The organism is Lentzea sp. NBC_00516 (assembly GCF_036346835.1).
GTDB classification, from domain to species: Bacteria; Actinomycetota; Actinomycetes; order Mycobacteriales; family Pseudonocardiaceae; genus Lentzea; species Lentzea sokolovensis.
The window spans coordinates 3,395,905-3,420,915 of record NZ_CP107840.1 but is presented as its reverse complement, the minus strand read 5'-3'; the positions used below and the strand labels follow the sequence as shown (position 1 = coordinate 3,420,915).

The 25,011-nt window shown below is 68.9% G+C and carries 26 protein-coding genes; 13 read left to right on the top strand and 13 right to left on the bottom strand.

Annotated features, from left to right (window positions below; all coding sequences use genetic code 11):
* Nucleotides 1-103 precede the first annotated feature (103 nt).
* The 5 genes from OG205_RS15355 to adh form a co-directional block, all read right to left on the bottom strand.
* Complete coding sequence (locus tag OG205_RS15355) at nucleotides 104-1,375, bottom strand: alpha/beta hydrolase family protein (RefSeq protein WP_330276920.1); 1,272 nt, start codon at nucleotides 1,373-1,375, stop codon at nucleotides 104-106.
* Nucleotides 1,376-1,444: 69 nt separating this feature from the next.
* Nucleotides 1,445-2,296, bottom strand: coding sequence for a hypothetical protein (locus OG205_RS15350; RefSeq protein WP_330276919.1), 852 nt, complete (start codon nucleotides 2,294-2,296; stop codon nucleotides 1,445-1,447).
* Nucleotides 2,293-3,147, bottom strand: a complete 855-nt coding sequence (locus OG205_RS15345) for a hypothetical protein (protein ID WP_330276918.1) — start codon at nucleotides 3,145-3,147, stop codon at nucleotides 2,293-2,295. The genes OG205_RS15350 and OG205_RS15345 overlap by 4 nt, the downstream gene beginning before the upstream one ends.
* 11 nt (nucleotides 3,148-3,158) lie before the next feature.
* On the bottom strand, nucleotides 3,159-3,509 hold the full coding sequence (locus OG205_RS15340) for a DUF779 domain-containing protein (protein ID WP_330276917.1): 351 nt from the start codon (nucleotides 3,507-3,509) through the stop codon (nucleotides 3,159-3,161).
* The gene (adh, locus tag OG205_RS15335) at nucleotides 3,509-5,032 is read right to left on the bottom strand and encodes an aldehyde dehydrogenase (RefSeq protein ID WP_330276916.1); all 1,524 of its coding nucleotides are present in this window, start codon (nucleotides 5,030-5,032) and stop codon (nucleotides 3,509-3,511) included. Before adh ends, OG205_RS15340 begins: the two co-directional genes overlap by 1 nt.
* Nucleotides 5,033-5,160: 128 nt before the next feature.
* Here adh and OG205_RS15330 point away from each other — a divergent pair, with 128 nt between their 5' ends.
* The 5 genes from OG205_RS15330 to OG205_RS15310 are packed head-to-tail and all read left to right on the top strand — an operon-like array spanning nucleotide 5,161 to nucleotide 9,264.
* Entirely contained in the window at nucleotides 5,161-6,285 is a 1,125-nt protein-coding gene (locus OG205_RS15330) for a GAF domain-containing protein (protein ID WP_330276915.1), read from the top strand.
* Nucleotides 6,286-6,310: 25 nt separating this feature from the next.
* Nucleotides 6,311-7,060 carry a hypothetical protein gene (locus OG205_RS15325; protein WP_330276914.1) on the top strand — a complete coding sequence of 250 codons (750 nt, stop codon included), beginning with the start codon at nucleotides 6,311-6,313 and terminating at the stop codon, nucleotides 7,058-7,060.
* A 33-nt stretch (nucleotides 7,061-7,093) separates the two neighbouring features.
* Nucleotides 7,094-7,951: a PfkB family carbohydrate kinase gene (locus OG205_RS15320; RefSeq protein ID WP_330276913.1), complete on the top strand. Its 858-nt coding sequence runs from the start codon at nucleotides 7,094-7,096 to the stop codon at nucleotides 7,949-7,951.
* Nucleotides 7,952-7,996: 45 nt separating this feature from the next.
* Nucleotides 7,997-8,740: a DUF4397 domain-containing protein gene (locus OG205_RS15315; protein WP_330276912.1), complete on the top strand. Its 744-nt coding sequence runs from the start codon at nucleotides 7,997-7,999 to the stop codon at nucleotides 8,738-8,740.
* Complete coding sequence (locus OG205_RS15310) at nucleotides 8,740-9,264, top strand: class F sortase (RefSeq protein WP_330276911.1); 525 nt, start codon at nucleotides 8,740-8,742, stop codon at nucleotides 9,262-9,264. The genes OG205_RS15315 and OG205_RS15310 overlap by 1 nt, the downstream gene beginning before the upstream one ends.
* Here the strand turns inward: OG205_RS15310 and OG205_RS15305 are convergent.
* The 7 genes from OG205_RS15305 to OG205_RS15275 all read right to left on the bottom strand — a co-directional run bounded on the left by OG205_RS15305 (nucleotide 9,236) and on the right by OG205_RS15275 (nucleotide 16,619).
* Nucleotides 9,236-9,874 carry an ABC transporter ATP-binding protein gene (locus OG205_RS15305; RefSeq protein ID WP_330276910.1) on the bottom strand — a complete coding sequence of 213 codons (639 nt, stop codon included), beginning with the start codon at nucleotides 9,872-9,874 and terminating at the stop codon, nucleotides 9,236-9,238. The two genes, OG205_RS15310 and OG205_RS15305, sit on opposite strands and share 29 nt — an antisense overlap.
* Nucleotides 9,856-10,758: an ABC transporter ATP-binding protein gene (locus tag OG205_RS15300; protein ID WP_330276909.1), complete on the bottom strand. Its 903-nt coding sequence runs from the start codon at nucleotides 10,756-10,758 to the stop codon at nucleotides 9,856-9,858. Before OG205_RS15300 ends, OG205_RS15305 begins: the two co-directional genes overlap by 19 nt.
* Nucleotides 10,752-11,636, bottom strand: a complete 885-nt coding sequence (locus tag OG205_RS15295) for an ABC transporter permease (protein ID WP_330276908.1) — start codon at nucleotides 11,634-11,636, stop codon at nucleotides 10,752-10,754. The genes OG205_RS15300 and OG205_RS15295 overlap by 7 nt, the downstream gene beginning before the upstream one ends.
* Nucleotides 11,629-12,657 (bottom strand): ABC transporter permease, encoded by a 1,029-nt coding sequence (locus tag OG205_RS15290; protein WP_330276907.1) that lies wholly within the window; start codon nucleotides 12,655-12,657, stop codon nucleotides 11,629-11,631. The genes OG205_RS15295 and OG205_RS15290 overlap by 8 nt, the downstream gene beginning before the upstream one ends.
* Entirely contained in the window at nucleotides 12,624-14,189 is a 1,566-nt protein-coding gene (locus OG205_RS15285; protein WP_330276906.1) for an ABC transporter substrate-binding protein, read from the bottom strand. The genes OG205_RS15290 and OG205_RS15285 overlap by 34 nt, the downstream gene beginning before the upstream one ends.
* A gap of 297 nt (nucleotides 14,190-14,486) precedes the next feature.
* Nucleotides 14,487-16,190 (bottom strand): IlvD/Edd family dehydratase, encoded by a 1,704-nt coding sequence (locus OG205_RS15280; protein ID WP_330276905.1) that lies wholly within the window; start codon nucleotides 16,188-16,190, stop codon nucleotides 14,487-14,489.
* A gap of 33 nt (nucleotides 16,191-16,223) precedes the next feature.
* Nucleotides 16,224-16,619, bottom strand: a complete 396-nt coding sequence (locus OG205_RS15275) for a helix-turn-helix domain-containing protein (RefSeq protein WP_330276904.1) — start codon at nucleotides 16,617-16,619, stop codon at nucleotides 16,224-16,226.
* A 109-nt stretch (nucleotides 16,620-16,728) separates the two neighbouring features.
* On the opposite strand from OG205_RS15275, the gene OG205_RS15270 reads away from it, so the two are divergent.
* The 8 genes from OG205_RS15270 (at nucleotide 16,729) to OG205_RS15235 (ending at nucleotide 24,720) form a co-directional block, all read left to right on the top strand.
* Nucleotides 16,729-17,970 (top strand): hemolysin family protein, encoded by a 1,242-nt coding sequence (locus OG205_RS15270; protein ID WP_330276903.1) that lies wholly within the window; start codon nucleotides 16,729-16,731, stop codon nucleotides 17,968-17,970.
* On the top strand, nucleotides 17,967-18,998 hold the full coding sequence (locus OG205_RS15265; RefSeq protein WP_330276902.1) for a hemolysin family protein: 1,032 nt from the start codon (nucleotides 17,967-17,969) through the stop codon (nucleotides 18,996-18,998). Before OG205_RS15270 ends, OG205_RS15265 begins: the two co-directional genes overlap by 4 nt.
* A gap of 28 nt (nucleotides 18,999-19,026) precedes the next feature.
* Nucleotides 19,027-19,974: a sporulation protein gene (locus OG205_RS15260; RefSeq protein ID WP_330276901.1), complete on the top strand. Its 948-nt coding sequence runs from the start codon at nucleotides 19,027-19,029 to the stop codon at nucleotides 19,972-19,974.
* A gap of 87 nt (nucleotides 19,975-20,061) precedes the next feature.
* Nucleotides 20,062-20,397, top strand: coding sequence for a DUF6292 family protein (locus tag OG205_RS15255; RefSeq protein ID WP_330276900.1), 336 nt, complete (start codon nucleotides 20,062-20,064; stop codon nucleotides 20,395-20,397).
* A 235-nt stretch (nucleotides 20,398-20,632) separates the two neighbouring features.
* Nucleotides 20,633-21,805 (top strand): ROK family transcriptional regulator, encoded by a 1,173-nt coding sequence (locus tag OG205_RS15250; RefSeq protein ID WP_330276899.1) that lies wholly within the window; start codon nucleotides 20,633-20,635, stop codon nucleotides 21,803-21,805.
* 220 nt (nucleotides 21,806-22,025) lie between these two features.
* Nucleotides 22,026-22,214 (top strand): lasso RiPP family leader peptide-containing protein, encoded by a 189-nt coding sequence (locus OG205_RS15245; RefSeq protein ID WP_330276898.1) that lies wholly within the window; start codon nucleotides 22,026-22,028, stop codon nucleotides 22,212-22,214.
* A gap of 20 nt (nucleotides 22,215-22,234) precedes the next feature.
* Entirely contained in the window at nucleotides 22,235-24,007 is a 1,773-nt protein-coding gene (locus OG205_RS15240) for an asparagine synthase-related protein (protein WP_330276897.1), read from the top strand.
* Nucleotides 24,004-24,720 (top strand): lasso peptide biosynthesis B2 protein, encoded by a 717-nt coding sequence (locus OG205_RS15235; protein ID WP_330276896.1) that lies wholly within the window; start codon nucleotides 24,004-24,006, stop codon nucleotides 24,718-24,720. The genes OG205_RS15240 and OG205_RS15235 overlap by 4 nt, the downstream gene beginning before the upstream one ends.
* A gap of 40 nt (nucleotides 24,721-24,760) precedes the next feature.
* Here the strand turns inward: OG205_RS15235 and OG205_RS15230 are convergent, their stop codons facing one another.
* Complete coding sequence (locus OG205_RS15230; RefSeq protein WP_330276895.1) at nucleotides 24,761-24,904, bottom strand: hypothetical protein; 144 nt, start codon at nucleotides 24,902-24,904, stop codon at nucleotides 24,761-24,763.
* Between the last annotated feature and the right edge of the window lie 107 nt (nucleotides 24,905-25,011).

The window sequence follows — 25,011 nt, the reverse complement described above, 5'->3', positions numbered from 1 at the left end:
ATCGTCGTACCTCGACTAATGTAGAGGTCAAGCGCGAGACTAGGGCCCGGCCGTGCGCAGCGTGATGGAGGCGGTGCGCACGGCCGGGCCCTTCTTCAGCGGGTCACTTGCGGGGCGCGACCCGGGACTCGTAGGACTTCGGCTTGTACCAGGGGTTGTAGAAGCACCCCGTGCCGTACTTCTTGTCGTGGCTGGAGCAGGCCGCCGCGACCAGGAAGGCGTTGGAGCGGACGCCCCACTTCTCCCAGGCCTCCAGCGACTGCATGGCCGCGGCGTACTCGGAGTCGCTGAACGCGCTGTGCGTGGCCTCGGTCGTGAAGGTCTGCACGAGGTTGTACCAGCGCCCTGCCTTCGTCACGACGTCCCGGTAGGCCGACTCGTGCTCCACGAACGCGGTCGGATCGCCGATCGCGTGCACGGACAGCACCGGGATGTCGATCTTGCCGGTGAGGTCGCTGTCGTAGGCGAGCTCAGCACGGGCCGCGGGGTCTGCGGCGAAGCGTTCGACGCCCGCGTTCAGCGCCTTGTCGTCGTGCGAACCCTTGTACACCACGCCAGCGTTGCTCCAAGGATTCCGGTCGCCCAGCCGGAGATGCACGATGTCGCGGAACGTGAACGTCGCGAAGTTCAGGTGCGAGTTCAGCGTCTCCTCGGGGATCTTCGTGACCGCGAGGATGTCGTCGAGCTTCTGCTGCTGCTCGGGCGTGCGGCTCCCGGCCACGCCGAGGCATTCCTCGATCCGGCCGCGCAGCCCGGCGGTCGTCATCGTGGAGCCGGGACGCAGGCCCTGCCACAGCGGGTACTGCGCCTCGGACGGCCGCGGGTGGTTGCCGCAGTAGTACTGGTAGACCACGCGCAGGTCGACGCGGTAGTCGTATCCGCGCGAACCACCGGCCATGACACCGCTCGTGAGCAGCGCCGCGTCATAACCCTTGTACAGCTCGATGGTCTTTGCCGCGACGTTGCCGCCCCACGACTGCCCGTGGATGTACACCTTGTGCGGCTTGAGCATCGCGCTGACCATCTTGCGCAGGTTGTCGGTGTCCTCGGCCGCCATCCGCGTCCCGTAGCCGCCGCGCCGGTACGAGGTGCCCGCCCACGCGTAGCCCTCCTTGACCATCACGGACCAGCGGTTCAGGTCGTCACGCGTGCGCTCCGGCGTGGGCTCGCCCAGGTCGGGACCGCCGTGCGAGTGCACGACCAGCGTCTTGTTCCACTTCTTCGGCACGGCGATCGTGTAGTACGCGCCGTTGGGGTCCCGGCCCTCGTAGCAGGTGGTGCCGGCGGGGACGTTCTCCGGGCACGGCGCGGTCGGAGGCAGGTGCACCGGCGACGTGAGACTCGCGGTGAGTGCGAATGCCAGCAGGACGTTCATGGCGGGAATCGTGAGTCCAGCTCGGCAAGTGGTCCAGCTCACTCACCCAAACTTGGGATTTCCCTGACGTTACGAGCGAGTCACGCGGCGGAAGCGAGCGCTGTTCAGCACGTGCCGCGCCCACGCGTGGTCGGCCGGGTCGTCGTGCACGCACGTCACGACGAGCATCTCGCCGAACCGCGCGACGTGGCCGTGGAACTCGTGCCGCGTCACGCCCTCCGAAGTGGTCGTGAGCCACAACGCGTGCCGTAGCTCGACGCCGTCGCGCACGAGGAACTGCTGGTCCTCAGGCACGGTAGGCGCGCCCTCCAGCGCGAGGTCCAGGAACTTCTCGGCCGACGTTCCGATGGCCCTGCGGACGTCCACGAACACCGCGCGGCCGGGACCGGCGAAGCGCAGGCCCTCTTCGAGCACGTGCGGGGTGAGGCCCGCGGTCCGTTCGATGCTCCACTGGCCGGGCAGCTTCTGCCGGATCGAGACCGGCAGCTCGACCAGGTAGCCGCTGAGCACCTGGTCGCGGTCCCAGGTCGTGCCGAGCAACGGGTGCTGGACGTATTCGGGCAGGTCATCGGGCTCGCGGACCTCGGCGACCACCTCGGCGCCGCGCAGGCCGTCCCACGGCTTGACGTCGTGCGCGAACGTGCCGGTCAGCTTCAGCGAGGCGTAACCGGGGCCGTCCCACGAGTCGGCCGCGTGCAGGGCGTCGCCGAGGTCGACGCGCATCCAGGCGCCGAACCACAGTTCGAGGTCGCCGGTCAGCTCGACGGGCAGTACGGCACGGACGAACGCGTCGTCGTCGGCCAGCAGCACGTTGCCACCGGCCAGGAGCTTCGGGTTCCGCACTCCGGCCGGCAGGCCGAGGTCCAGGTCGATGGCGCCGGAGTCGTCGGTCTCGGTGCCGCAGCACGCGCAGGCCGTCACCCGATGTACCGGACGCTGTTGAGCACGTGCTGCGCCCACGCCTTGTCTGCCGGATACCGGTACACGCAACGCACGGAGATCATCGTGCCGGGACGGACGACGTGCCCGTGGAATACCTGCTCCTCGTGGCCGTCGATCACCTCGCTGAGCCAGAACGCGTGACGCAACTCGGGGCCGTCGTGCGACACGGAGTGCTCGGCGCTCGCGGGGTAGCCGTCGAGGACCGCGCCCAGGAAGTCGCTCACGCTGCCGCCGGTGAGGTCGGCGTAGACGTCGAGCGCCACCCGGCGGTCCGGGCTCGTGAACCTGACCGTGCGGCCGTCGACCACGCAGCGCATGCCGTCGGTGCGTTCGATGGTCCAGACCTCGCCGAGCGTCTCGCGGACGGGGATCGGCAACGGGTGCCGGATGCGGCACAGCACCTCGTCGCGGTCCCATTCCCGCTCCAGCACCGGGTGCGAGGTGAAGTACGGCAGCTCGTCGATGTTGAGCACCGCGGCCTCGACCGGGACACCGAGCAGGTCCCACGGCTTGATCACGTTCGCGAACGTGCCGGAGATCCGCAGGTTCGCGTACTGGTCGTCGTTGTCCCACACGGCGTGCGCGTACATCGCGTCGACTTTGCTGATCTGCGTCCACGCGCCGAACACGAGCTCGGTTCCGCCGGTCAGCCGAACCGGGAGCAGGCAACGGATGTAGGAGTCGCCGTCCGGTCCGACGAGCAGCCCGCCCGTGGGGGCACCGAGTTGCTCGCCGGGCACCCCGAGCAGTTGCTCCGGACGGTTGAGCCTGTAGTCGATGCGGTCCGTAGAGGTGATCTCGGCTCCGCAGCATCCGCATTGGACGGTCATGCGGCCACATGCTAGAGCTCGTCGTCCGCCAGCAGTCGAGAGCGCACCAGAAAACGTATTCCAAGCGGTGCCTCCAACGAGAAACCGCTCCCACGACCGGGCACGACGTCGATCGTCAGGTGCGTGTGGCTCCAGTACTCGAACTGCGCCGCGGACATCCACACAGGAATGACGAACTCGTCGACCGCCAGGTCTCCGAGGTGCACGTCGGACCCACCCGTGCGGAACTCCCCGGCCAGGTAGCACATCGGGGCAGAGCCGTCGCAGCAGCCGCCGGACTGGTGGAACATCAGGTCGCCGTGCTCGGCCCTGAGGCCGCGGAGAACGTCCGCGGCCTCAGGGGTCAGTGCGACGCGGGGCATCAGAAGAAGCCCAGGGCGTTCGGGGAGTAGCTGACGAGCAGGTTCTTGGTCTGCTGGTAGTGGTCGAGCATCATCTTGTGGTTCTCGCGGCCGATGCCGGACTGCTTGTAGCCGCCGAACGCCGCGTGCGCCGGGTAGGCGTGGTAGTTGTTCACCCACACGCGGCCCGCCTGGATGTCACGGCCTGCGCGGTAGGCGACGGAACCGTCGCGGGACCAGACGCCGGCGCCCAGGCCGTAGAGGGTGTCGTTGGCGGTCTTCATGGCGTCGTCGTAGTCGGAGAACTGGGTGACCGAGACGACCGGGCCGAAGATCTCCTCCTGGAAGATCCGCATCTTGTTGTCGCCCTCGAAGATCGTCGGCGTCACGTAGTAGCCGCCGGACAGTTCGCCACCGAGGTCGGCGCGCTCGCCGCCGGTGAGGACGCGAGCGCCTTCCTGCTTGCCGATGTCGATGTAGGACAGGATCTTCTCGAGCTGGTCGTTGGACGCCTGCGCGCCGATCATCGTCTCGGTGTCGAGCGGGTGGCCCTGCTTGATCGCGCGGGTCCGTTCCACGGCGTCGCCCATGAAGCCGTCGTAGATGTCGCTCTGGATCAACGCCCGCGACGGGCACGTGCAGACCTCGCCCTGGTTCAGCGCGAACATCGTGAAGCCTTCGAGTGCCTTGTCGTAGAAGGCATCCCGCTGCGAGGCGACGTCGGAGAAGAACACGTTCGGCGACTTGCCGCCGAGCTCCAGCGTGACGGGGATGATGTTCTCGCTGGCGTACTGCATGATCAACCGGCCGGTGGTCGTCTCGCCGGTGAACGCCACCTTGGCCACGCGGCGCGAGGACGCGAGCGGCTTGCCCGCCTCGACGCCGAACCCGTTGACGATGTTCAGCACGCCCGGCGGGATGAGGTCGGCGATCAGTTCCATCAGGACGTGGATCGACGCCGGCGTCTGCTCGGCCGGCTTGAGCACGATCGCGTTGCCCGCGGCCAGGGCGGGCGCGAGCTTCCAGACCGCCATCAGGATCGGGAAGTTCCACGGGATGATCTGCGCGACCACGCCGAGTGGTTCGTGCAGGTGGTAGGCGACCAGGTCCTCGTCGATCTGCGAGATGCCGCCCTCCTGGGCACGCAGCGCGCCCGCGAAGTAGCGGAAGTGGTCGACGGCGAGCGGCAGGTCGGCGGCGAGCGTCTCGCGGACCGCCTTGCCGTTGTCCCACGTCTCCGCGACCGCGAGCATCTCCAGGTTGGCCTCGATGCGGTCGGCGATCTTGTTGAGCACGTTGGCGCGCTCCGCGACCGACGTCCTGCCCCACGCGCGGGAGGCGCCGTGGGCCGCGTCCAGCGCGCGTTCGACGTCCTCGGCGGTGCCGCGGGCGATCTCGGTGAAGTCCTCCCCGGTGACCGGGGTGGGGTTGGCGAAGTACTGGCCCCTGGCGGGCGGCACGTACTCGCCTCCGATGAAGTGGTCGTACCGGTCGCGATAGGTGATCACGCTGTCCGGTTGTCCTGGAGCCGCGTACTTCGACATGGGGCCTGCCTTCCGCGTCGTTGCGAACAGGCGGCGAACGTAGAACCGGCAACGTTTCACCCACGTTGCATCCGATCGGAGCAACGGCAGGCTTGCCGGTACGGCGGTACGAGCTGCATCCTGGACCAATGGACCCAGTCGAGCTGGGTGCCGCGCGTCCGGTGATCTTCGAGTCGTGGCGGCGCTCCCTTGCCGCGCGCGTCGACCCGGACAGGCACGAGGCGCCGGTCGTCTACGCGCCGGACGAGGTCGCCGACCTGCGTGGCGCGCATCCGCTCGCGGCGACGGTCCCGCTGCTCACGCACACGCTGTCGATGGACGACACGATCATGATCGTCACCGACACCCGCGGCCACATCCTGTGGTGCGAGGGCGACAACGGGGTCCGTCACAAGGCCGAACGCGTCCGCCTCACCGAGGGGTCGCGCTGGAGCGAGGACGTCATCGGCACGAACGCGATGGGCACGGCGCTGGCGACCGGCAGATCCGTCACCGTGCATTCCCGCGAACACCTCGTGCGCACCTATCACGGCTGGACGTGCGCGGCGAGCCCGATCCACGACCCCCACACCGGGCTGCTGCTGGGGGTGGTGGACGTCAGCGGGCCGCTGAAGACCATGCACCCGGCCGTCGCGCAGCTCGTGTCCGCGGCCGCCCGGCTGGCCGAGCACCACCTGGGGCAGTTCGCGCCGCGGCAGCACGTGCTCACGCTGAACTTCCTGGGCGGGCTGCACGCCGATCTCGACGGACGGCCGCTGGGGCTGACGCTGCGCAACGCGGAGGTGCTGACGGCGCTCGCGCTGCACCCCAAGGGACTCACGGCCGAGCAACTCGCGTTGTTGCTCTATGGTGAACGTGGGAACCCGACCACGGTCCGCGCGGAGCTGCATCGGCTGCGTGCGCAGCTCGGTGATGTCCTGTTGACGAGGCCATATCGGCTCGATGCGGTGGTGCGCGGCGACTTCCTCGACGTGCGGACGGCGTTGCGATCAGGCGACGCGGGCAAGGCCACCCGGCACTACAGCGGTGATCTGCTACCCCGTTCGGACGCTCCGGTGGTCCGCGAGGAACGCGTCGATCTCGCCGCCGCGGTGCGCAAGGGCGTGCTGGAGCGGGGAGATCTCGACGCGCTGCTGTCGTTCGCGGACAGCGGGGAGGACGCCGAGGTGCTCGAACGCCTGAACCTGCTGCTCCCAGCCACCGATCCTCGTCACGCTCTCGTCTCCTCGCGCCTGCGAAGGGCGCTGGAATAGGCTTTCCCGCAAGGGGAGGGCAAAAGTGAAGCAGTGCATCAACTGCATGACCCGGTTGCCGCGCAAGGAGGTCACCGAGGTCGCGTGGTGCGCTTTGTGCGCGCCGTGCCTGCAGGTTGTGTCCGACCAGATGAAAGTGGTGCACGACCGGCCAGGTGGTGCGCCCGTGCAGATCCAGCAGTGCGGCTGGTGCGGTGTCGCGCGCTCGTGCGGTGTCGGCTGGCGCACGAGGTGCCTGGTGTGCCTGGACGACAGGTCGGTGCCGGATCCGGCGGTGCAGAAGATCGCGCACCGGCTGGAGCTCGACGGCACCTGGCGGGAGAACTCGGAGTTCATCGCCGCGACGACCGTGAAGGTCCGCCTGGCCAAGTACTTCCGGCCCGGCTGGACCGTGCTCGCGACGGACGTGCACGGGTTGCCGTGGACCGGATTCCGCTGGCTCACGAAGTCGCACGGCACGTGGGGCCGCGACGACGAGAGCGGGGAAGTGCGGCAGCTCAAGCGATTGCGCGGCGAGGAGACCCTGCTCTACCTGATGCGGTACGGGAAGGTGCTCAAGTTCGGGCGCGGGACCGCCGACCGGGTGGGCGCGCACGTCGCGCAGGGCGCGGTGCCGGTCCTCGTGCTGTCCGCGCCGAGCCAGCAGGTCGTCGTCGCCAGGGACCGGCTCAAGCGTGCGCACCGCAGCGAGATGGTGTCGCAGCGGACGCCGGTGGACCTGTTCGCGGTGCTGCCGGACGGTGACGACGTCACCGATCAGTTCCCGCGGAGCTGACATCAACCGATCCGCGGCGGGTAACCCATCGCCGTGGACGAGATCGTGGTGGTCGGACAGGTGGCGCGGGACCTGGTGCTCGTCGTGGACGAGGTGCCGGGTCCCGGCGGCACGGCGCCCGTGCGGGAACGCCGGGAGATGCTCGGCGGCAAGGGCGCGAACATCGCGGTCGGTCTCGCGCAGCTGGGCGCGCCCGTCGCGCTCGTGGGCGTGGTCGGGGACGACGACGTCGGCGCACGCCTGATCGCGCGGGCGGGGGCGGACGGGATCGCCACCGATGCCGTGGTCAGGCGGCCTGGGTGTCGCACGGCGCTGTTCGTGGACGTGGTGGCGGACGGCTGGCGGTACCTGGAGGACGTTCCGGACGAGGTGCTGCTGCGCGAGGAGGATCTGCCCGTCGACCTCATCGCCCGTGCCGCGACCGCGGTGGTGCAGCTTCAGCAACCGCCTGAGGTCGCGCTCAAGGCCGCACGGGCGGCATCCGGGCGGGTGGTGCTCGACGGCGCGCCCGAACGGCTGCGAGACGAACTGCTGGCGTGCGCCGACGTGGTGCGCGCCGATCACCGCGAAGCCGAGCTGCTGACCGGCCGGAAGATCACGAGCGCCGACGACGCCGTGCGCGCGGCCCGCGAGCTGATGCCGAAGGAGCTCGTGGCGTTCGCCGTGGACGGTGTGGGCAATGTGTTCGTGTGGGACGGGGGAGAACTGGTGTTACCCCTGGGGGACGCCGACGTGGTCGACACGACCGGTGGCGGGGACGCGTTCGTGGCGGGTCTGACGTTCGCTCTCACGCGTGGAGACGGCCCGGCGGACGCGGCGAGGCTCGCCGTCGACGCCTCCGGGGCCACCGTGACGCACCCCGGCGGCCGGCCGAAGCTCACCGCACCCTGATCAGGCGCGTTATCGTTGACACGTCCAGTGAGGGGAGGGGTCCGCGTGCGAGTGCTCGCTGTTGTGCTGTTGCTGCTGCTCTCGGCCACGCCCGCGCATGCCGCGACAGGCACGTACGTGCGCCTCGGGCACTTCTCGATGGACCAGGCGCGGGTCGACGCCACGCTCGACGGCGTCAAGCTCGGCACCCTCGACTACGCCGAGCTCTACGAGTACCGCCGGGTCGAGGCGGGGGAGCACGTCGTCGAGTTCCGCACGGCCGGGGCCGATCCCGGGAGCCCGGTGCTGCGGTCGGTGCTCGTGCAGGCAGGCGCAGGGAAGGCGTACACGGTCATCGACATCGCGTCCTCGATGAAGGTCCTCGAGGACGACGTCAGCCTGCCGCCGAACGGGCAGGCGCGGCTGCGGGTGATCAACGCCGGTGACGCCGAGATGGACCTGCTGCGCGGCAGCGTGTTCGTGCACCGCAACGTGCAGGCGAACTCCACGACCGGCTACGTCGTGATGCTGCCCGGCAAAGACGGGTTGCAGGTGCTGCCGCGCGGGAAGGACTCCACGACGCTGGAGGCCACGCTCGAACCCGGCGGCGTCTACTCGATGCTGGTCAGCGCCCGGCGGATCGAGCTGCGCACCGACGCCAAGGGCGCCGAGGTCGTGCCCGGTGGCGGGCAGGAGACCGGGTTCGGCGGCATGGCCGGCGGCTGGGACTGGCTCACGGCGCTCGTGATCGCGCTCATCGTGGGCGTCGCGATGTACTCGGTGCGCGGCCGGCTGTTCCGGTTCGGCTGATGGCCAAGGGCAAGCTCCTGATGGGAGCGGCCGTGCTGGTCACGCTGATCTACGTGGTCAAGGGGCCCGGCGCGGACGAGGTGCCGGAACCGGTGACGGTGCTGATCCCGTCGATCGGGGTCGACACGTCGCTGGAGGCGTTGAAGATCGACTCCGCCGGGGTGCTGGAGCCGCCGACGCGTGCGGACAAGGCCGGGTGGTACGCCAAGGGCGTCGCGCCGGGGGACGCCGGTCCGGCGGTGATCGCGGGGCACGTCGACTCGAAGACAGGGCCCGGTGTGTTCTTTCGGCTGCCCGAGCTGCAGCCCGGCGCCGAGGTGCTGGTCGAACGCGAGGACGGCAGCAAGCTCACGTTCGTCGTGAGCAGCACTCACACGACGGAGAAGACTGCGTTCCCGACGGACGCCGTGTACGGGCCGACGCCGTTGTCGGAGTTGCGGCTGGTGACGTGCGGGGGCGAGTTCGACCGGGTCGCGGGCAGCTACCGCAACAACGTCATAGTGGACGCGGTGCTGAAAGTCTGACGGTCTCGTCGGCCCACCTCGTCAGCAGCGTGGTGTCGTGCGAGATCGCGAGAACACCCGCGTTCGATTCACGTTGGTAGGCGCGGATCACGCCGACCAGCGCGGCCGTCGTGGAGGCGTCCAGCATCGTCGTCATCTCGTCGCAGATCAGGTAGCGCGGGTTCAGCGCGAGCGCGCGGGCCAGGCAGGCGCGTTGCAACTGGCCGTCGCTGACCTCGTGCGGGCGGCGGCCCAGCAGGTCGTCGGTGAGCATCACCAGCGAGGCCAGTTCGTCGACCCGGTCCTGGTTCTTCAACGGCTCCGCGATCGCCTGACGGAGGGTGAACCGCGGGTCGACGGACAGCCTGGGCTGCTGGAACAGCACGCCGATCTTCGTGCGCTGGACGGCCTGGAACCGGAACCCGGTGACGGTCTCGCCGTCGATCTCCACGGTGCCGGCGAACGGCTTGTGCAGCAACGCGAGCACACGGGCCAAAGTGGACTTCCCGGACCCGCTCGGTCCGGCCAGGCCGACGGTCTGTCCTGGCTGGACGGTGAGGCTGACGTCGGTGATCACCGGGTCGCGGTAGCCGGCGGTGATGCCGTTCGCGGTCAGCACGGGCGGTGGCACGCGACGGCGTGCGGGTCGTCGGTGAGCACGGGGCGGTCCTCGCAGATCGCGGTGGCCTGCTCGCAGCGCGGGGCGAACGCGCACCCCGCGGGCAGGTCGGTGAGCAGGGGCGGCTGGCCGGGAATCGGCAGGAAGTCCCGTTCCGGCAGGGCGTTGGCGAGTCCGCGGCTGTACGGGTGCTTCGCGTTGTCGAGCACCTCGTGGGCCGGGCCGACCTCCACGATCCGTCCCGCGTACATCACCGCGATCCGGTCGGCGATCTTGTGCGCCGCGGCGAGGTCGTGCGTGATCAGCAGGACGGCGTGGCCGTCGTCGACGAGCCTGCGGAACTCGTCCAGCAGCCCGTCCACGAGGTCGCGGTCGAGGCCGGTCGTCGGTTCGTCGGCGATCAGCAGCCACGGGTCGCCTACCAGCGCCAGCGCGTTCGCGACGCGCTGCGCCATGCCGCCGGACAGCTCGTGCGGGTAGCGGTCGAGGTGCTCGGGGAGCAGCCCCGCACGGTCGGCGGCCTGAAGAGCGTCGCCGCCCAGGACCCGTGCGGCCTCTTCGAGCTGGGAACGCGCGGTGCGAACCGGCGTCAGGTGGCTCGCCGGGCTCTGCGGGATGAGGCCGATCTGCCGGCCGCGGATCGTGGTCGCCAGCTCGTGGTCGGTCGCCGCGAGCAGATCCACGTCGCCGAGCCGCGCGCTGCCGCTGGTCTCCGCGTTGCCGGGCAGGAACCCGAGCAACGCCGACGCCAGCACCGTCTTGCCGCAGCCGCTCTCGCCGACCAGCGCCACGCACTCGCCGGGCCGGATGAGCAGCGACACGTCGTTCACAGCCTCCACGGTCGCGCCCTTGAGCGCGAACCGCACCGACACCCGGTCGATCTCCAGGTTCACCACGTCAACTCCGTGCGCCGCTTGGGGTTCAGCCGATCCCGCCACACACCGCTCACCCCGGACACCGCCAGCGTCGTGATGATCAGCAGCAGTCCGGGTGCCAGCGACATCCACCAGCCGCCGATCAGCAACGAGCGCTGGGCGTCGTTGATCATGTTGCCGATGCTGGCCGCGTGGGGCGGCAGACCGAGGCCCAGGAACGACAACGCCGTCTCGTGCCACACGGCGTGCGGCACCATCAGCGTGGTCGCGAGCAGGACCTGCGGGGCGACGTTCGGCAGCAGATGACGGGTCATCACCTGAAGTCTCGACGCGCCACCGACGATCGCCGCGTCGATGAACGGCCGGGTCCGCAGCGACAGCACCTCCGACCGCACGATCCGGGCGGCGGTGAGCCAGTGCGTCAGCGCGATCGAGATGATCACCGCGGACAGGCTCGGCCGCAGGATCGCGACGATCACGATGCCCAGCAACAGATGCGGCACCGACGCGATGGCGTCGACCACGCGCATCATGATCCGGTCGAACCAGCCGCCGATCGACCCCGCCAGCGCGCCGACCGCCGTGCCGACCAGCGCCGAGATCAGGGCGGCGACCACGCCGACGGTGAGGGACACCCTCAGCGCGTAAACGCAGCGCAGCAACACATCGCGCCCCAGCTCGTCGGTGCCGAACAGGTGCCCGGCCGACGGTGGCTGGTTCGCGATCGCGAGGTCGACGTACTGCTCGTTGAGCTCCACGAACAGCGGCACGACCAGAACGGTCAGCGCGACGACCCCGAGGATGATCGCGGAGGGCAGCAGCCGCCACTTCGGTGAGCGTGGCGGGCTCGCGGCGGTGAGGCGGCTGCGCGGGGCAGGACGCCAGAGCAGGTCAGCCATCGAGCGCCACCCTCGGGTCGGCCAGCGCGTACAGGACGTCGGCCAGCAGGTTGCCCACCAGCACCACACCCGTCGCCATCACGGTCAGCGCGCCCAGCAACGCGAAGTCGACGTTCAGCGCCGCCTCCACCGTCGCCCGCGCGATGCCCGGCCACGAGAACACCGTCTCCACCAGCAACGCCCCGGTGATCAGCTCGGGCAGTCGTGCGCCGAGGAGGGTCAGGAACGGCAGCAGCGAGGTGCGCAACGCGTGCCCCGACACCACCAGGTGGTCGGGCAGCCCACGAGCCCGCGCGCCGATCACGTGGTCCTGCGTGAACGACTCGAGGAGGTTCTGCCGCACGAACAACACGAACCACGGCGCCTGCGAGATCGCCAGCACCGCCACCGGCAGCACCATGTGGACAGCGACCCCGCCGACGGACGGCGGTTCGGAGCCCGTGGTCACGCCACCACCGGGAAGCCACCGCAGCTGCAAAGCGAACACGTACAGCACCGCCAGGCCGAGCCAGAAGACCGGCGCCGCCTCGAGCGCGTAGCAGCTGCCCGTGATCGAACGGTCGAGCCACGAGCCCTGCCGCCACGCCGCGAGCGTGCCCAGCAGCAGTCCGAGCACCAGGGCCAGCGTGAAGCCGACCGACACGAGCAGGACCGTCCACCCGAGACGGTCGCCGATCACCGCCGACACGGGTTGCTGCAACGACAGCGAGTCGCCGAGGTCGCCCGCCAGAGCGTGCCGCAGCCACGCCCAGTACTGGGTGACGACGGGTTCGTCCACGCCCCAGTTCTCGCGCAGCTGCGCGACGCGTTCCGGGGAGGCGCCGATGATCCGGACGCCGAAGTAGCGTTCGACCGGGTCGAACGGGCTGGCCTTGGCCAGCACGAACAGCGCGAAGCTGACCACGAGCAGCACCGGGACCGCGAAGGCCAGGCGCCGCAACGCGAACAGGCCGATCGACCTGGCGGTACCGCGAGTGCCGGCCCGGATCACGACTTCGGTGTCCAGCGCTCGAGGTTCCACCACACCGCGTGCACGAGGCCGTGGTCGTGCGGCTCGACCTGGGTCTCCTGGCCGTTCCACTTGTCGCGCAGCACGTAGGTGTGGTCGAGGAACACCAGGAACGCCCAGGCGGGATCGGCCGTGTAAGCCGTCTGGAACTCGTCGTAGGCCTTCTTGCGCGCGGCCGGGTCGAGGCTGCGGCGCGCCGTGTCGAGCGCGGCGTCCACGGTGGAGTTCTTGTACAGCGTCATGTTGACGTAGCCCGACTGCCCCGCGTAACGGGAGTGCAGCAACGTGTACGCGGCCGTGTCCGGGTCGTACGGGTCGCCGCCGCCCCACACCGCCGCCGCTTCCTTCTGGCGTTGCAGCATGATCTCGAACGTCGTGGCCTCGACGGGCGCGTCGATGCCGAGCTTCGCGATGTCGGAGGCCGTGGCGAGCGCCAGTTCCTTGCGCAGCACGTCCGGCGCGGGGTAGAGCACCGGCAGTTTCGCCGGTTGGCCGTCCTTCGCGCGCTTGCCGTCCGCGCCCTTGCGCCACCCGGCCTCGTCCAGCAGCTTCTCGGCCTCGGCGACGTTGTAGCCGAACGCGGAACTGTCGTTGTACCAGTCCTTCAGGTACGGCGAGATCGGTGTGCTGGCGGGCTTGCCGGAGCCCGCCAGCACGGCGTCGATCATGGCCTGGCGGTTGATGCCGAGGTTGATCGCGCGCCGGACCTGCGGCGACGAGGTGAGCGGCAGTTCGGACGGGATGCCCAGACCGCGGTAGTCGGCGGACGGGTTCTGCACGATCTTGTAGCCGGACCGGTCGCGGTAGGTCTGGGCGAGCTTGGGCGGCAGCACCGTCCCGTCGAACTCGCCGGCGGCCATGCGGGTCGCGCGGGCGTTGTCGTCCGGCACGAAGACGACGGTCACGGACTTGATCGCGGGCGCGCCGCCCCAGTACTTCTCGTTGGCCTTCAACACCATCCGGTCGCCCTTGCGCCACGACTCGACCGTGTACGGGCCGGTGCCGACCGGGGCGGTGTTGAACGGCGCGCTGTTGATGTCCGTGCCCGTGAGCTTCGCGGCGGGCACGATGCCGAGTGCGAGTTGCTGCGCGAACGGGGCGTACGGGTAGGAGAGCTTGAACTCGACGGTGCCCGCGTCGACCGCGTTCACCTCGGTCAGCGCGTCGAACCGGGAGGCGATCGTGGAGTTCACCTTCTTGTCCAGCACGGACCTGTAGGTGAACGCGACGTCGTCGGCGGACACCGGCGTGCCGTCCGAGAACGTGATGTCCTTGCGCAGCTTGGCCGTCCACGTCAGGCCGTCCGCCGACGCGGTCGGCAGTTCCGCGGCCAGCGCCGGTTTCAGCGCCAGCGAGGCATCCCGGGTCACGAGCCCGTCGAAGATCTTCGCGGCGCCGTCCGGGGCGTAGCCGAGCACGGGGTTGAGGTTCTCCGGCTCGCTGCCCGCGCCGATGACGATCGACGTGGCCTGCCCGGTCGTCGCGCCGTCGGGAGATGAACACCCCGCCACCAGAACGAGGGCCACCAGAACAGCTCGCCGCATGCAGATCCTCCCCAGAAGTCCGTGTTGCCGGGAGCAGCTAACAGCAAAGGACTTGCAATAGGCAAGATCTTGCATCTGTGCGCTCAAGCCGGACTCATGCCAGCATCGAGTCATGACCAACGGAGTGCATACCCACGAGCACAGTCACGGCGACACGACTCACACGCATCCGCATGGGGAACACGCGCACGATCACGTCGAGCATGAGCACACCCACACGCACGACGGAGAAACGCACTCACACGCGCACGTGCATGACGCGGGTCACGTCGAGGAACACTCGCACGCGCACTGAGCTCAGTGTGATTCGCGGGTGACGTCGCTACCGCTGGAGCCGACCAGGAAGTCCAGGTCGGCTCCGGTGTCGGCGCCCAGGACGTGGTCGATGTAGAGCCGTTCCCAGCCGCGCTTCGGAGCCGCGAAAGCCGACGTGGTCGCGACGTTCGGCGTGCGGGACAGGAAGTCCGGCGCCTCCACGTCGATGCTGCGGTTCTCCACGTCCAGCACGATGATGTCGCCCGTGCGGACCAGTCCGAGTGGTCCGCCCGCCGCGGCCTCTGGCGCCACGTGCAGGACGACGGTGCCGTACGCGGTGCCGCTCATGCGTCCGTCGCAGATCCGGACCATGTCGCGCACGCCCTGTTCCAGCAGCTTCTTCGGCAACGGCATGTTCGACACCTCGGGCATCCCCGGATAGCCACGCGGGCCACAGCCCCGCAGCACCAGCACGGAGTCCGCGTCCACGTCGAGATCCGGATCGTCGATGCGGGCGTGGAAGTCCTCGATGCTGTCGAACACCACGGCCCTGCCCCGGTGCTGCAGCAGATGCGCCGACGCGGCCGCCGGTTTGATCAAACATCCTGATGGCGCCAAATTGCCGCGCAGGACCGCGATCCCGCCCTCGGCGATGATCGGCTCCTGGCGACTCCTGATCACCTCCGGCTCCCAGATCGGCGCGTCGTCCAGGTAGTCGACCAGCGGGTTGCCGGTGACGGACAAGGCCAACGGATCGAGCAGGTCGCGGACTTCCCGCAGCACGGCCAGAAGCCCGCCCGCACGGTGGAAGTCCTCCATCAGGAACCGGCCCGCAGGCTGGAGGTCGACCAGCAATGGCACGCCGGAGCCGATGCGGTCGAAGTCGTCCAGCGTCAGGTCGACGCCGAGCCGTCCGGCGATGGCGAGCAGGTGCACCACGGCGTTGGTCGAGCCGCCGATCGCGGCCAGCGCCACGATCGCGTTGTGGAAGTTCGCCTTGGTCAGGAACGTGCTGGGCCGCCGGTCCTTCTCGATCATCTCCACGATCAGCCGTCCGGTGCCGTGTGAGGCCTCGAGCAGCCTGCTGTCCGGCGCCGGGGTGCCCGCCACGCCGGGGACGGTGGTGCCCAGGGCCTCCGCGACCAACGCCATCGTCGACGCCGTGCCCATGGTGTTGCAGTGACCGCGGCTGCGGATCATCGACGACTCGGAGCGGGCGAACGCCTCCTGCGACAACGTGCCGGCGCGCACCTCCTCCGACAGCCGCCAGACGTCCGTGCCGCAGCCCAGGGGAGTGCCGCGGAACGTGCCGGTCAGCATCGGCCCGCCGGGCACCACGACCGCAGGGATGTCGACGGACGCGGCGGCCATCAGCAGCGCCGGGATCGTCTTGTCGCACCCGCCGAGCAGCACCACGCCGTCGACGGGGTTGGCGCGCAGCATCTCCTCCGTCGCCATCGCGGCCATGTTGCGCCACAGCATCGCGGTGGGGCGGACGTTGGTCTCGCCCAGCGACACCACGGGCAGGTTCAGCGGGATGCCGCCGGCCTCGTACACGCCGTTGGAGACAGATTGCGCGACCTCGTTCAGGTGCGCGTTGCACGGCGTCAGATCAGACGCGCTGTTGGCGATCGCGATCTGGGGCCGGGAGAAGGCGTCGTCCGGGACGCCGCGGCGCATCCAGGCGCGGTGGATGTAGGCGTTGCGGTCCTGACCTGCGTACCAGTGCTCGCTGCGTAGTCCCACTGTGCGCCTCCCGTGCCGTCTCTCCGACCTTAGCTACATCGGGAGGTCTGGCGGGAGTTGCAGCGCGATGGTGATCAGCGAGTGGACGCGGTTCGCGATCACCGACAGCAGGCCGTGCATCGCGGGTGACGCGGCGTCGGCGGCTTCCTGGAGGGTGCGCAGGTCCGTGTCGATCTGCCCGAGGACGGCCGCGGTGTCGGCGGGGGCGGCGGTGAACGCGCGGGCTATGTCCTCCAGGGGAAGACCGTGGACCTCCAGGCGTTGTACGAGGTGGATGCGCTCCACGTCGTCGCCGCGGTAGAGGCGGTAGTTGCTCGCGGTGCGCTGGGCGGGGCTGATCAGGCCCAGCGTCGTGTAGTAGTCGACGGTGCGGATGCTCACGCCGGCGCGGGCGGCGAGTTCGCCGATCTTCAGCAGTGCCTCGGCCACAGCGGTCACCTCCCCGTCACCCGAAACCATACAGTGCTACGTGCTACTGTTGGAACATGCCTGATGAAGCCGGTGTAGACGGCTGTAGTACTGGGCCGGGTGCGTCTTGTTGATCGCATCCGGCTTGCTCGCCATCGTGGTCCTGACCGTGGCCACGGGGTATTTCGTGGCTCAGGAGTTCGCGTACATGGCGGTCGATCGCGGCCGCCTGCAGCAGATGGCCGAGAGCGGCTCGAAGGCCGCCGAGCGTGCCTACCGCGTGACCCAGAAGCTCTCCTTCATGCTGTCCGGCGCCCAGTTCGGCATCACGGTGACGGCGTTGCTCGTCGGGTACGTGGCCGAGCCGCTGCTCGGCACCGGGCTCGGCGTGCCGGGCGCGATGGTGATCGCGCTGGCCTTCGCCACCTTCGTGCAGATGGTGCTCGGTGAGCTGCTGCCGAAGAACCTCGCGATCGCGCGACCCGAACAGCTCGCGCTGGCGCTGAGCTCGTCGACCCTGGTGTACCTGAAGATCGCGGGCCCCGTGATCCGGTTGTTCGACGCGGCCGCGAACCGGCTGCTGCGCGCGATCGGCATCGAGCCCGTCGAGGAACTGCCGCAGGGTGCGACGCCGGAGGACTTCCGGCAGATCGTCGAGGAGGCGGGGGAACAGGGGCACCTCGACGCCGAGTTGACCCGGCTGCTGGAGCACGGCATCGGCTTCCGCGAACTGGTCGCGGAGCAGGCCATGACGCCGCGCGTCAACGTCCACACGGTGCGGTTCGACGAGCCTGCGAGTCGCGTGGTCTCGTTGCTGGACACCGGGAACTCGCGTTTCCCCGTGACCGGTGACGACCTCGACGACCTGCGCGGTGTCGTGGGCCTGGCCGAGGTGCTGACCCTGCCGCCCGAGGAACGCTCGGCCGTCGCGATCGGGAAGATCGCCTCGCCCGCGCTGGTCGTCCCGGCGACGCTGCCGTTGCCCGCGGTGCTGGAAAGGCTGCGCACCGAACGCCGTCAGCTCGCCTGCGTGGTCGACGAGTTCGGCGGGTTCGCCGGCGTCATCTCCCTGGAGGACCTGGCGGAGGAGCTCGTCGGTGAGATCCACGACGAGGACGACCGGGTGGCCGAGATGATCGAGAAGGTCGGCGACGACTGGCGCGTGCCCGGCCGCATGAGGCTGGACGAGGTCGAGGACGTCACCGGCGTGGAACTTCCTGCCGACGACTCGTACGACACGGTGTCCGGTCTGGTGCTGCACCAGCTGGGCCGCGTGGCCGAGGCCGGCGACGAGATCGAGATGAACGGAGTGCGCCTGGTGGTCACCACGGTGGCGCGCAACGTGCCCGACTCGGTGGTGTTGTCCCGATGAGCATCGTCATCTCCCTTGTGCTGCTTGCTTTGAACGGCTTCTTCGTGGCCGCCGAGTTCGCGTTGATCGCGTCCAAGCGGCACCGCCTGGAGCAGGCCGCCGAGACGTCCAGGGCTGCCCGCGCCGCCGTGGCGGGCGTTCGTGAGCTGTCGCTGATGCTCGCGGGCGCGCAGCTCGGCATCACGCTGTGCACGCTGGGTCTGGGCGCGCTGGCCAAACCGGCCGTCGCGGACCTGCTGGAACCCGCACTGCGGCTGACCGGCCTGCCGGAGGCGTTCGCATACGGCATCGCGTTCGCGATCAGCCTGGTGCTGGTGGTGTTCCTGCACATGGTCGTCGGCGAGATGGCGCCGAAGTCGTGGGCCATCGCGCACCCCGAACGGTCCGCGCTGATCCTGGCGCTGCCGTTCCGCGCGTTCGCCCGCTCGGTCCGCTGGCTCCTCAGCGGACTGAACGCGGTGTCGAACGGCCTGCTGCGCCTGCTGAAGGTCGAGCCGCAGGACGAGCTGGCGCAGGCGCACCGGCCGGACGACCTGCGGATGCTGCTGCGCCAGTCCGCCGAGCACGGCCTGATTCCCGAGGCCCAGCAACGGTTGCTGACCAGGATGCTGCAGGTCCAGCGCACCACCGTGAGCGAGGTGATGGTGCCGGTCGCGGAGACGTCGACGGTCACCGAGCACACCACCGCGCGGGAGATCGAGCAGCGCAGCCTCCGGTGTGGACGGTCGCGCTTCCCGGTCACCGGCCTGGACGGCCGGTACGTCGGACTCGTGCACATCCGCGAGGCCATGCGTGCCACGGCCCGCGGCGAGGACCCGACGGCGCGCGAGCTGATGGGCCCGGTGCTGACGCTGCCGGCGTCGATGCCGGTGGCCCAGGCCGTGACCGCGATGCGTGCCGAACGCTCGCAGCTCGCATTGGTCGGCGAAGGCGAAATTCTCGGCATCGCCGCATTGGAAGACCTCCTCGAAGAGCTGATCGGTGACTTCGAGGACGAAACCGACACCCGTCCGGTCAGCATCCGCTGACCGGAGTTTCCTAGAGAGGGAAACACAAATGTTCAAGCGGATGCTCAGCGCCTTCGGCGTCGGTGGCCCGTCGGTCGACACCGTGCTGGACTCGCCGCACGCCACGCCCGGCCAGGTCGTCACCGGGCAGGTGCGCATCCAGGGTGGCAGCGCGGACGCCGAGATCGGCCAGGTCGTGCTGTCGCTCGTCACCCGCGTCGAGGTCGAGCGCGGTGACCACGAGTACGGCGGCGTGTCCGAGTTCCTGCGGGTAGTCGTGCAGCAGGGCGTGCGGGTCGGGGCCGGCCAGCTGGTCGCGATCCCGTTCCAGCTGCCGATCCCGTGGGAGACCCCGATCACCGCGGTCGGCGGCGGCCAGCTGCCCGGCATGACCGTGGGCGTGCGGACCGAGCTCGTGATCGCGGGCGCGCCGGACAAGGGCGACCTCGACCCCGTGCTGGTCCACCCGCTGCCGTCGCAGGACGCGGTGCTCAACGCGTTCGGGCAGCTCGGCTTCTCGTTCCGCAGCGCGGACGTCGAGGCCGGGCGCCTGCACGGCGTGCCGCAGGAGCTCGGTTTCTACCAGGAGATCGAGTTCTTCCCGCCCGCCCAGTTCGCCGGCGCCGTCCAGCAGGTCGAGCTGACGTTCGTGGCGAACCCGCACGAGCTGTTCGTGATCCTGGAGGCCGACAAGCGCGGCGGGATGTTCTCCTCGGGCGGTGACGCGTTCGGGCACTTCCACCTGTCGCACCAGGAGGCCGAGGTCGCCGACTGGGCCTCGTCCATCAACGGCTGGCTGTCCCAGGTCGCGCAGCGCGGCGGCGGCATGCACGGCTACGGCCAGCACGGTGGCCACCACGGCGGTCACCACGGTCGCGGCGGGATGGGCATGGGCACGGTCGTCGCGGCCGGTGCCGCGGGTCTCGTCGGCGGCATGGTGGTCGGCGAGATGATGGACGACGCGTTCGAGGACTTCGGCGACTTCGGCGGCGAGTAGGTGTTTGCACTCCGTCCACCGGGGTAACCGCGCCGTGCGTCAAGCAGTCGGCGTTGCTACCCCGGTGAGACGGAGAGCGGTGACGGCTTGAAAGCGCTCGATTACGCACTGAGAGTCACGCGGGAACTCGGCTTGAGCGGTGAGTCCTCGTGCATCGACCGGCAGAAACCGCTGCGGGTGTACATCGCGGTGGACGGCCGGTTGCCCGGCCGCCCCGATCACGACGTCGCCCTGCTGTGGACCGAACGTCACGGGTGGGCCATCGCCGTCGAGGACGGCGCCGAGCTGACCGTGGTCGCGCACCTCGGCGGTGCGGTCGAACCCCCGCCACGCACCGTCGCCCGCTGGGTAGAGCGGCTGTTGGATCAGAGCAGCTCGGCGGACACCACGAGCCCGGCGTCGCAGGCCGGACAGGTCGCCTGACGGACGCCACGTATCTGGAGCCACCTGCAGCAAGAGCGATGAGTGATCGCGAAAGTGGCCACTAATTGGCCATTTTGCAGTGCTATTTCGAGTAATAACCGAGAAGTCGTAGGGTTTCCACGTTGGGTGGCATGAAGGCGTCATTGCTCCATGAAGTCGACATTTCATTCAGATTGAAGATCCGATGCTAGTCTGAGGCGCTTCGACAATCGATTTCCTCAGAAGGACGCCGCCCATGCGCCATGCACGCGAGCTGCTCGACCAGGCAGGAACGGGGCGCGGGGGAAGTCAGAAGAAAGTCATGATCGAGGTCATGGTCAAACCTGGTACGCAGGCCCAGTTATCCAGGCGTGCGGGCTACTCTCCGGGGCTGGTGTCCGACGCGATCAAGGAACTGGCCCGTGACGGCGTTGTGGACCGGTCGCGCGGTGACAAGGTCCGGCTCGCCTCGATGAGAGGTGTCGCAGTGGGGATCGACATCGGGTTCAACCACACGTCGGTGGTGGCACGTCCTCTCGAACGGTCTGTCGGTGAGGCTGCGACTCGGCGTGGAGAGCCCGGAATCAACGTCGGACTCGCCGATCTGCGGTCCGATCTGCTCCGGATGGTTCAGGAGGTGGTCGAGGAGACCGGCCAAGCCATGACCGACGTCGTGTCCGCGGGGGTCGCTGTGCCACGCATGATCGACTCGCGCACCGGCCGGTTCACTCTGCCGGTGCTGCCGCCGTGGGAGGCGGACGACGATCCGGCGCAGATGCTTTCCGGCGAACTTAGGGTGCCGGTCGCCATCGACAACGACGCGAACCTCGGCGTGGTGGCGGAGCAGATTTACGGCTCCGACGATCCCGTCGAGCACATCGTGTACGTGAAGGCGTCCACTGGGGTGGGCGTTGGAATCATGCTGGGGCCGAACCTGGTCCGCGGACAGCGTGGCATGGCGGGCGAGATCGGCCACCTGATCGTGGAACGCGGTGGCCGGATGTGCCTGTGCGGTGGGCGAGGGTGCCTCGACACCGTCATCGGCTCGGCAGCGCTGATCGCCAAGGTGGAGGAGTCGCACCGGGGTACCGACCGGGAGAACCCGGTGACGCTGGCCGAGCTGGTCGCGAAGGCGAGTCGCGACGACGCCGTGTGCCGCCGTGTGCTGAACGACGCGGGTCGCGTCCTCGGGTTCGCGCTCGCGCAACTGTGCAACCTCATCAACCCGCACCGCATCGTCATAGGCGGTGAGCTCTCCTCGGCGGGTGACATCGTGTTGGAGCCGTGTGGCAGCGAGTTGCGTCGCCACGCTCTCTACGCCGCGACCTGCAGCTCGTCTGATTTCGAGCTGGGGCTGAGCGCGTTGAGTCCCTTCGCGGAGGCACATGGAGCGCTGGTGCTAGGCCTCCGGACCTGGTCTTCAAAATGAAGTCGTTTCATGGAGTTCTGTCGAGGAATCGTTCAGAAAGTTTTTCTCTCGCTTTGTAACGATTCCCCCGAGAGAGTGTATATCGAAAGTGTGAATGGGGTATTCGAGTGTCGCGGCACGCCGCCCCTAGAGTGGCTCGATTTCGATGGTCTAGGCTGCGTGCCTGTCGCGCACCGTTTCCGGGGCGACACTCTCCGCTGTCCTGCGACCATGAGGCAACATGATGCGCTTCTTCTCGTTTGTACGCCTGCTCTCTACCGCGACCCCCGAAAAAGTGGTCGCGCCATTTCCCGCAGCGGTCGACAGTTATGAGCCGCCACTTGTCGTCGTGCCCGGTGGTGTACGGCGGATCACGCTGGGCAGTTCGCCGAGTGGCAACGCCGACGCCAATTCCCAGTACTACTGGTGACCTCACAACCTCGCTGACCCATGCGGCTCACTGCTGAACGACCTCGCCTCGTCGGCACCTTCCCATGCGACTCGGAGAGCCTGGTCCTCTCCGGTGCCTGGCATCCGGGCGAACTGCGTTCGGTCGAGTGCGAAGACGGCGAGCTGGTGTTGATCGGGCAATGCCCGGTCGACGACGACCAGGCACGCCGCGTTCTGACCGCGTCGATTCGTGCCGATGACTTCACCGCGCTGACGCGATGGCGGGGAAGCTATCTGGCGATCGTCCAGACCCGCGCAAAGGTTGTTGTGCTCGGCGACCTCGCCGGCCAGTACCCGCTTTACTACCACCATGACGGCCGTCGGCTGGTGTTCGGCACCGAACTGCTCGCGACCGCGGGGGCGGCGCGACTGCGGCACGAGCCGGATGCCGAGGTCGTGCTGGCGGAGATATTCTGCGGGAACATTCCAGGGCTGACGGCGTGCCGGACACCGGTCGCGGGCCTGCGCGTGCTCGAACCCGGTCGCGCCTTGTGCGTCACTGCAACGGGGAAGCTGCACACCTGGACCTACGAACACCTCGTCGCGGACGAAGACCAGACCATGGACGACTGCGCGTCGCGGCTGGCCTCGGACCTCGAGGACGCGGTCGCCTGGAGGATGCGAGCACATTCGCGGGTGAGCGCGGACTTCAGCGGGGGTCTCGACTCGACGACCATCGCCTTCCTCGCCGTACGGCATCACGAGGGCCGGATGCCGGTCTTCGTCTACAACCATCCCGACGCGGACGCGGGCGATCTTCCGCACGCGGTGCGCAACGCTGGGCTTAGCCCGTTGCTGGATCTCGAAGTCGTCCGCGGCGGCGACGACTCGCTGGCGTACCAGGACCTCGCTGCGGTGGCGCCGACCGACTTACCTGATTTCGCGGTGGCCGTGCACGGGCGCAACCAGCTCAGGCTGCGGCAGGCCGCTGCATCGGGCAGTTTCCTGCACCTGGGCGGGGAGGGTGCTGACGCGTTGCTCGTGGCACCGCCCGCGTATCTCGGTGAACTGGCGGCTGGACGTCGGCTCCGGCAGTTGATGGCCGATGCCCGAGCTTGGAGTGTCGTTCGGGACGAGTCGCAGACCGCGATCGTCCGGCGAGCCGTGCATCTTGCCAGAACGTCGATGGACACGGCACTGCAGACTTACGCGACGCAGCTCGCCCGCTCGAGTGCGCATCATCCGAAGTGGATTGATGCGATCTCGTGGTGGCCCGGTCCAGGATTGGAGACGAACTGGCTCACACCGAGTGCCCGGACGAAGTTGGTCGACCTGTTGCGGCAGTATGCCGACGCGGTTCGTGGCGACAACCGGCGCGAGGTCGGGAGCCTCTTGGCGGCGCATGACCTGCGGCGGTCGGCAGAAGTGCAGCACAGGCTGGGCCAGCTCGCCCGCGAGCACGGCATCTGGACGCAGGCGCCGTTTCTGGACAACAACTTGGTCCGTGCATGCATGCGCATGCCCGTCCGGCTGCGGGCACGAGGGACGACGTTGAAACCGTTGTTGCGTGCGGCGATGCGGGAACGAGTGCCCGCCGAGGCGATCGAGCGCGGGTCAAAGGGGAACTACGGCACCGAGGACTACCTGGGGGTGCGGCGGGCGGCGCGCGATCTTCTTCCGCGCTTGTCGACTTCACCGCTGGTGGAACTCGGCCTGGTCGACCCGGACGCGGTGATCTCTTCGTTGCGCTTGGCCATGATGGGGCAGGCCATGCCCTTCTCCGCGCTCAACCGGCTGATCGCCTACGACGTGTGGCTGAGGCAGGTGCGATGAGCAGCCGGATCCAGGTCCCAGCGCACCTGCACTCGGTGGACGGGCAGAGCGGTGCGACGTACGTGCTCGACGTTCGTTCGGGGCAGTGGCTGGTGCTCAACTCCCCGGCCGCACGGTTGTGGCGCGTCGTGGTGGAGACGGGCGACGTCGATCAGGGCATCGACGTGCTCGCTGCCGGCTACGCCTCGTCCGTGGTGGAGCGGTTCCGCGCGGACGCACACGAGACGGTCCGCGACATGTTTGTCAAGCGCCTGCTGATCACCGGTGCGCCCGCTGCTCCGCGAGGTGCCACCAGTGGCCGACCTTCAGGCGCCGTGCGGGTGACGACGCCGCCGCGTGCACGAACGGCAGTGCTGGGGCTCTGCAGCCTCCTGCTCGCGTTGGTGTTGCTGCGTCTGCCTTTTCGGCACACCGTGCGGTTCGTGAACATCCTGACGGGCAAGTGGTGCACGCGGCCGGTCAAGCGCTCAGAGGCGCTGGACGTTGTCGCCGCGGTGGAAGCCGCCGCTGACCACTATCCCGGTCGAGCCGCTTGTCTGGAACGTTCGCTGGGAGCCGTGATCGCTGCGGCGATCCAGCGACGCCGGTTGCAGTGGGTGCTCGGTGTCGCCGAGGACCCGAGCCGGTTTCACGCCTGGGTCGAGGTCGAGGGCAAGATCGTCACCCGGTCCGCTGAGTCACAACCTGCTTTCCTGCGGGTGTTCTCCGTCTGAGAGACGGGACGCCAGGAGAGGGCTTGGCGTCCCGCTCTGTTTACCTGACCAGCGTGTCGAGCAGGAGGCGACCGTCCAGCACGAGCACGATCACCACGACGACGATCACTGACAGGACTCGTCGTGCGGCCCGCACGACATCAGGCCACGTACAACACGCAGTGAACTTCACACGCAGTTCCATGTGGTCTCTCCTTAGGGTTGCCACCACTCTGCAACGGGTGAGGCGTGGTGGCGAACCCGACGGTGATCATGGAAGCCGGTGCTGTCGTTCAGAATGGACGCGTGCCT

What these genes read in the sequence shown, in the direction of transcription:
- OG205_RS15355 (WP_330276920.1), bottom strand. Translation starts at nt 1,375, where the DNA reads ATGAACGTCCTGCTGGCATTCGCACTCACCGCGAGTCTCACGTCGCCG.
- OG205_RS15345 (WP_330276918.1), bottom strand. Translation starts at nt 3,147, where the DNA reads ATGACCGTCCAATGCGGATGCTGCGGAGCCGAGATCACCTCTACGGAC.
- OG205_RS15340 (WP_330276917.1), bottom strand. Translation starts at nt 3,509, where the DNA reads ATGCCCCGCGTCGCACTGACCCCTGAGGCCGCGGACGTTCTCCGCGGC.
- adh (WP_330276916.1), bottom strand. Translation starts at nt 5,032, where the DNA reads ATGTCGAAGTACGCGGCTCCAGGACAACCGGACAGCGTGATCACCTAT.
- OG205_RS15330 (WP_330276915.1), top strand. Translation starts at nt 5,161, where the DNA reads ATGGACCCAGTCGAGCTGGGTGCCGCGCGTCCGGTGATCTTCGAGTCG.
- OG205_RS15310 (WP_330276911.1), top strand. Translation starts at nt 8,740, where the DNA reads ATGGCCAAGGGCAAGCTCCTGATGGGAGCGGCCGTGCTGGTCACGCTG.
- OG205_RS15295 (WP_330276908.1), bottom strand. Translation starts at nt 11,636, where the DNA reads ATGGCTGACCTGCTCTGGCGTCCTGCCCCGCGCAGCCGCCTCACCGCC.
- OG205_RS15285 (WP_330276906.1), bottom strand. Translation starts at nt 14,189, where the DNA reads ATGCGGCGAGCTGTTCTGGTGGCCCTCGTTCTGGTGGCGGGGTGTTCA.
- OG205_RS15265 (WP_330276902.1), top strand. Translation starts at nt 17,967, where the DNA reads ATGAGCATCGTCATCTCCCTTGTGCTGCTTGCTTTGAACGGCTTCTTC.
- OG205_RS15260 (WP_330276901.1), top strand. Translation starts at nt 19,027, where the DNA reads ATGTTCAAGCGGATGCTCAGCGCCTTCGGCGTCGGTGGCCCGTCGGTC.
- OG205_RS15250 (WP_330276899.1), top strand. Translation starts at nt 20,633, where the DNA reads ATGCGCCATGCACGCGAGCTGCTCGACCAGGCAGGAACGGGGCGCGGG.
- OG205_RS15245 (WP_330276898.1), top strand. Translation starts at nt 22,026, where the DNA reads ATGATGCGCTTCTTCTCGTTTGTACGCCTGCTCTCTACCGCGACCCCC.
- OG205_RS15240 (WP_330276897.1), top strand. Translation starts at nt 22,235, where the DNA reads ATGCGGCTCACTGCTGAACGACCTCGCCTCGTCGGCACCTTCCCATGC.
- OG205_RS15235 (WP_330276896.1), top strand. Translation starts at nt 24,004, where the DNA reads ATGAGCAGCCGGATCCAGGTCCCAGCGCACCTGCACTCGGTGGACGGG.
- OG205_RS15230 (WP_330276895.1), bottom strand. Translation starts at nt 24,904, where the DNA reads ATGGAACTGCGTGTGAAGTTCACTGCGTGTTGTACGTGGCCTGATGTC.